We start from the raw sequence: 6,155 nt of genomic DNA, 5'->3' as shown, positions 1-6,155 counted from the left end.
CGACCCGGCCGCTGCTTGTCCGCTTGATCGGGTCAACCGCCACTTCAAGGCTCCCCGACCGAATGCCTTGTGGGTCAGCGACTTCACCTACGTAGCGACGTGGTCGGGCTTCGTGTACGTGGCGTTCGTCATCGATGTGTTCGCCCGGTGCATCGTTGGTTGGCGAGCATCACGTCGTGCACACGCAGGCTTCGTGCTGGATGCCCTGGAGCAGGCCCTGCACGAGCGTCGTCCCGTCCAGGGCAGCGGACTGGTGCATCACTCGGACCGTGGCTCGCAATACTTGGCTCTACGGTACACAGAACGCCTGGCTGGAGCAGGGATCGAACCGTCGGTCGGCAGCGTCGGCGACTCTTACGACAACGCCTTGGCGGAGACGATCAACGGCTTGTTCAAGGCGGAGGTCATCCACCGGCGTGGCCCGTGGCGTTCCTTCGAGGCCGTCGAGTACGCCACCTTGGAGTGGGTCGACTGGTACAACCACCGTCGCCTCCTCGCGCCCATCGGCAACGTCCCTCCCGCCGAGGCCGAAGCGCGCTATCATGCTCACGTCGGCGACCAAGCCTTGGCCTCCTGACCCAAGCCAACAAGCCTCCGAAAAACCCGGGGCAGTTCACCTACTTGCTCAGGCGCTCCAGATCGCTGCGGCTCATCCCAACCGGGAATCGTACAAACCGTCAGACGGCAAGGGGGGAACGGACTGACACCTACGCTGCGATGGAGCCGCCCGCCCCGATAAACCCCTCGACAACTATATTCCGAATAATTCGATGAACCAAGACATATGCCAATTACAAATTTGTCATAAATAGTTAAACATAAAGTATGTATTACAAGCCCTGCAGCATCAAGAAAAACATCTGATGCTGCAGGGAAAAAATATTGCTATAATATTCTATCTTAGCCTATGTATGTCATAAAGATTTATCTTATCCAAAATCTGGCGCCTCCCGATAGTGATGCGGCTTCCACTTGCCCCATTTCTCTTCAAAAATTGCCTTATTAACTTCCATAAGCGCATGCTTTCGATCACTTCCAAGCGCATCGAAAGACGCAGAAAGGTGATGATGAATAAATACATCATCAACAATCTGAATGCGGTAACCAGCTTGTCGCACTCTCATGCAATAATCATCATCTTCAAAGAAGCCCTGTCCGTAGCTCTCATCGAGGAGACCAACTTCTTCTACGACCTCTCTCCGAATAGCGGCGCAGAAAAACGCAACCGAGTCAGTCTCAAAACGAGATCTCTTGTGGCGCCGAACTACCTTTCTTGCTTCAAGTGCCATTTCCGACATATTAGAATAATTTATTTTTACTTTCTGCTCGTTACCGATATTGTTAGTTATAGGAGATACAAGACCAATTGATGAATCCAACAGCAGAGGCCTAACAAGATCTCTTACCCATCCATCTGTTACATAAACGTCATTATTAAGCAAAATTATATACTCTCCGGTGGCGGCTCTCAGTCCAAGATTATTTCCTCCTGCATATCCTAGATTATCATCACTTAAAATTACTTCAATTCTATTATCTCGTGCAGCAAATAAATTGAGATTGCGCGGGGAAGAATCTTTCGACCCATTATCAACAACTATAATCTCTAGATTACGGTAATTGCTATGCGACAGTATTGACCAAAGCGTAGCTGAGGTATAAATCCAATTATTATAACTTAATACGATTATCGATACTTTTGGCTCAGAGACAGACAACATATTGACAAACTCTTGGCTTCTACTGATCCAACTGTGATTCTGAGCCCAACTGACTCGTTTAGCTCTGAGTTCTTTGTTGTCTTCTTCGAGTGCAATCTGAATTTTTGAGATAAAATCTTTTGCATCCTTTGCGATATAGACCAGATCTGTAGCAGCAACAACCTCCGGCATGGCGCTGGCAACAACAGCTTTTCCGCCAGCCATGTACTCATACAATTTCACAGGATTTGTGCAAATAATAAGATCTATTAATTTAAAGGGTATTATTGCAATGTCAAAATTAGCCAAGTGAGACGGAAGTTCTGAATATGGTCTTTCACCTAATAATTGTACGTTCGGGAGCGCTCGAATCTTTTCAACATCAGCTCCATCTGTTGAACCAATCAGTACAAAATTCCAATCTGGCTCGGCAATCGCGGCTTCCAGGATCCAATCAACCTCGAACCAATGTGCAATAGCTCCAAAATATCCTATTACTGGAGATGCAGAAGTTACAGAGTGTTCGACTTCATAAGCTTTGGAAAAAAAGTCCACATCCGCACCATTGCGGATAATTACACTACTCCGAATTGGAGCTACATGTTCTTGCAATGGGGCGGAAGTAGTAACAACAATATCAGAGTTGCGTACTAACTTCTCCTCTAATTTTACCATTTCGGATGGAACGTTGTCAAATCCACTCACCAAGTCAAGACAATCATGAACTACAGTTGCCCCCTGAATACCCGCCGCAACCGGATACCAGCTTGGATACTGCACGACAACTACCGGCGAACGAAGTCCAACAATCTGTCCTAATTCATCAAGTGCTGCAAGTATTGCATTGACTTGCTCGTCGCTAAATCCTCCATAAATATTAGGAGGAATTACTCCATTCAGCTTGAGGCGTACTTCAAAAACTCCCATAGCGGGAGACCCAATTATCTCAAAAAGACCTTTTTCGTCAGCTTCCTTGAAGACAATTGAAATATATAGCACGCGACAGCCTAGCTGTGCCAAGCCTGCGGCCAGATGTTGCGGGCGCTGTATGCGAAAATTCCAATCAATCACTCCAAGCCATATAACGTCGTGTCCATTGGTACGGTAAATGACTTCTTCAAGAAGGTCGCCGTACCGCTTGTTAAGAGTGGAAGCTATAGCCGGCGTCCGACCCACTTCCTGAGACGATTGATCTTGATACAAGGGTGCATGTGAAGTTTTTTGTAACAAAGCATGAAGTGCTTCCGTTTGAACATGCAACGCTTCAACAACACGCGTAAGATTATAATCTGAAATGTTTCCTGCGGGCATATCGAGCGATGATTTTTGTAAATTCTTATCTAATAATTCCATATTGTTATCTGCTTTAAGGGATAAAAGATTTTCTCCATATGCTAACTGAACTCCATTTGGTCGAATCGGCCTCAAATCTGATCGAGATAAATTTCTGAGCGATGGGTCAACAATCAAATTTAGCTGTAACGGCTCACCATCCAACGGCTCAAAAGATATTTCATGACTCTTTCCATCAAAAACCTTGTTAGGAATCTTTACTTTTAACAAGCCTCCCGTTTCAACATTAACCTTTTCTGCCGTGATGGAATCGATCTTTATACTCACGGTTGTCTCGATATCAGCGTCAACGATGTTTCCTATCAAAAAACCATCTGAGTTCCAGACAAAGCCGTCTTTGCTCACATGCGGCCGGTTTGACTTATCTATTGCCATGTTTGCACCTCTGATTCTGAGTTATTAGCTATAGAGCTTCAAATTTTCCAACTTGAAAGAGATATTTCTTATGTCGTGGTCTTTATTTTTTATCTGACGGTCACATAGAAAACTCAAGTTGAACATCGACCCCAAGGGACGTCGAACAGCAAATATAATTTCGTGTGGCTTATCCACATCTATATTACAGACAAATGGCTCATCTCTATCTACTTGTATAGCGAGCCGGCATGTACGAGGCGACCCAATCTCAGATTTAGTCCATATTGTGCAGGATGCGGCAAACGCAAAATTTTCAGTTTTCAATCTTATCCATGCTTCGGGTGCACACCAGTCATCATCATAGAAGCCGCTCTTTTCTAAAATCTTGAATTTATCTTCTGACTGCATTGAAATCATAGCCACATCTCCTACATATTAGAATTGCAGAATTCAGCAATTTTTGCTGCAATACGTGATGCCGCCTTACCATCTCCATAGGGAGAAATGCCCTTCGCCATTTCTTTATAAAGCGCTGTATTATGCATCAATTCAGAGACAGACTTCACTATTGATTCTGTCTCTGTTCCAACTAGTTGAGCAGCACCAGCTACTACGGCTTCAGGCCGTTCTGTCTCTTTTCTCAATACCAATACTGGACGCGCGAGAGCTGGAGCCTCCTCTTGTACACCTCCAGAGTCGCTCACAATGAAATCAGCTTCAATCATTGCAGATACGAATTTAGCATAACCTAACGGTTCTTTAAGGTGTACGCGCGGATGGTTTCCAAATTCAGTCCACGCAAATTCTTTTACATTTGGATTGGGATGCACGGGCCAATTTATTGTAAGTTCTGGTTCGGACGCAAGAAGCATATGGAGAGCTTTGCCAATTCTTCGTAGAGGCTCTCCAAAATTCTCTCGCCTATGGATCGTCAGAAGCATCTTCCTAGCAGGACGATCAAGACGCTGTCTATCATGTGTAGTTGTGATAGACATAAGTGCATCAATGACCGTATTTCCAGTTACGATGATACTATCTTTAGGTATGCCTTCGTTAAATAGATATCGTGCGGCACTATCGGTTGGCGCAAAATGTAGTCGAGTTATTTTGCTAACTACCTGCCTATTGAATTCCTCTGGGAATGGATCCATAATATCAAAAGTGCGAAGACCAGCTTCAACATGCGCAAATGGAATACGATTATAAAATGCAGCAAGAGCTGCCACAAAAGTAGTTGTAGTATCGCCTTGCGCGATGATTATATGAGGTTTTTCGGTAGTTACAACCTTATCGAGCGCAGATATGCACCTTGATGTGAGCTGCGACAACGTTTGTCCATTTGTCATTAAATCAAGATCGTGATCGACTTCGATAGAAAACTCTCTTAAAACCTGATCTAACATTTCTCGATGCTGCGCTGTAGCGACCACACAAGGAGAAAAATTGCCTAATCTTTTTAACTCTAAAATGACAGGAGCCATTTTGATTGCCTCTGGTCTCGTGCCGACCACTATCATAATCTTATGTGACATGACCTAGCCAGATTGAATTTGAGTTGCACTAGATTGACTCATTTGCCAATCCAACCTCACAGCCTCAGAGGATCAGTGCTCATACTTTCCCATAAGAGCTGTGCCTGATGGTGGCATTAACATGCCAACCCCGAAGCGGGAAAGGCCTACAAGGCCTAGGACGCAAGCTCGTGTGTCATCGATAGAAATGACAGCTCGGACGTTGCCGCTAGGTAGTCGAGAGCAGTGACACATGGTTCAACCGAGCCCGTCGCTTGCCTCGAGGCCCTTAGACTCCTCCGGGCCAGCATCATCATCAAATATACTAGAGATTATATCATATAATCTCAATATCACTCTGCCGTGACTGATTTCGCCAAGTTGCGCGGCTGGTCGACGTCTTTCCCAAGTACTACAGCGGTGTGGTAAGCCAGAAGTTGAACCGGCACCGCGTAGACGATTGGGGCCACGACCGGGTCGAGGTCCGGCATCATCAGGGTGGCGAGCGTGTCGAGGCCAGCCGCGTCGGCGCCGCGCGCGTCGCCGATCAGCACGATCTTGCCGCCGCGGGCCGCCACCTCCTGCATGTTCGAGACCGTCTTCTCGAAGGTCGCGTCGTGCGGGGGCGATCACGATCACCGGCACCGCGTCGTCGATCAGGGCGATCGGCCCGTGCTTCAGCTCGCCGGCGGCGTAGCCCTCGGCGTGGATGTAGGAGATTTCCTTCAGCTTCAGCGCGCCCTCGAGCGCCATCGGGTAGGCGGTGCCGCGGCCGAGATAGAGCACGTCCCGCGCCTTGGCGATCTCGCGGGAGAGGGTCTCGATCTCGTCCTCCTGCTTGAGCGCCTCGGCCATCAGGCCCGGCACCTTGATCAGCGCGTCGACGAGGCGCTTCTCCTGCGCCTCGTCGAGGGTGCCGCGGGCGCGGCCCGCCGCCAGCGCCAGGCAGAGCAGCACCGTGAGCTGGCACGAGAACGCCTTGGTCGAGGCGACGCCGATCTCGGGGCCGGCCAGCGTCGGCACCACGGCGGAGGCCTCCCGCGCGATGGTCGAGGTCGGCACGTTGACCACCGCCAGCGTGTGCTGGCCTTGCGATTTCGCGTAGCGCAGCGAGGCCAGGGTGTCGGCGGTCTCGCCCGATTGCGAGATGACGATCGTCAGCCCGTCCTTCTCCAGCGGCGGCTCGCGGTAGCGGGTCTCGGAGGCGACGTCGATCTCGACCGGAAGGCGCGCC

3 protein-coding genes and 1 pseudogene are annotated in these 6,155 nt (G+C 48.7%); 1 reads left to right on the top strand and 3 read right to left on the bottom strand.

What is annotated here, in order from left to right:
- On the top strand, nt 1–577 hold a 577-nt coding region (locus BM430_RS33615; RefSeq protein WP_143132218.1), incomplete at its 5' end, for an IS3 family transposase.
- Nucleotides 578–929: 352 nt separating this feature from the next.
- On the opposite strand, the gene BM430_RS35115 is transcribed toward BM430_RS33615, so the two are convergent.
- The 3 genes and pseudogenes from BM430_RS35115 to BM430_RS33600 form a co-directional block, all read right to left on the bottom strand.
- On the bottom strand, nt 930–3,428 hold the full coding sequence (locus BM430_RS35115; RefSeq protein ID WP_210188477.1) for a glycosyltransferase: 2,499 nt from the start codon (nt 3,426–3,428) through the stop codon (nt 930–932).
- A 410-nt stretch (nt 3,429–3,838) separates the two neighbouring features.
- Entirely contained in the window at nt 3,839–4,927 is a 1,089-nt protein-coding gene (gene wecB / locus BM430_RS33605) for a non-hydrolyzing UDP-N-acetylglucosamine 2-epimerase (RefSeq protein WP_280142302.1), read from the bottom strand.
- 347 nt (nt 4,928–5,274) lie between these two features.
- Nucleotides 5,275–6,155 (bottom strand): annotated as a pseudogene (locus BM430_RS33600) (isomerizing glutamine--fructose-6-phosphate transaminase); the annotation flags it as partial.

Source organism: Methylobacterium sp. 174MFSha1.1 (genome assembly GCF_900116815.1).
Lineage (GTDB): Bacteria > Pseudomonadota > Alphaproteobacteria > Rhizobiales > Beijerinckiaceae > Methylobacterium.
The sequence above is the reverse complement of the archived record's forward strand: the minus strand, read 5'-3'. Positions and strand labels throughout refer to the sequence as shown.

Coding starts and splice junctions, on each gene's coding strand:
- wecB (WP_280142302.1), bottom strand. CDS start 4,927: ATGATAGTGGTCGGCACGAGACCAGAGGCAATCAAAATGGCTCCTGTC.
- BM430_RS35115 (WP_210188477.1), bottom strand. CDS start 3,428: ATGGCAATAGATAAGTCAAACCGGCCGCATGTGAGCAAAGACGGCTTT.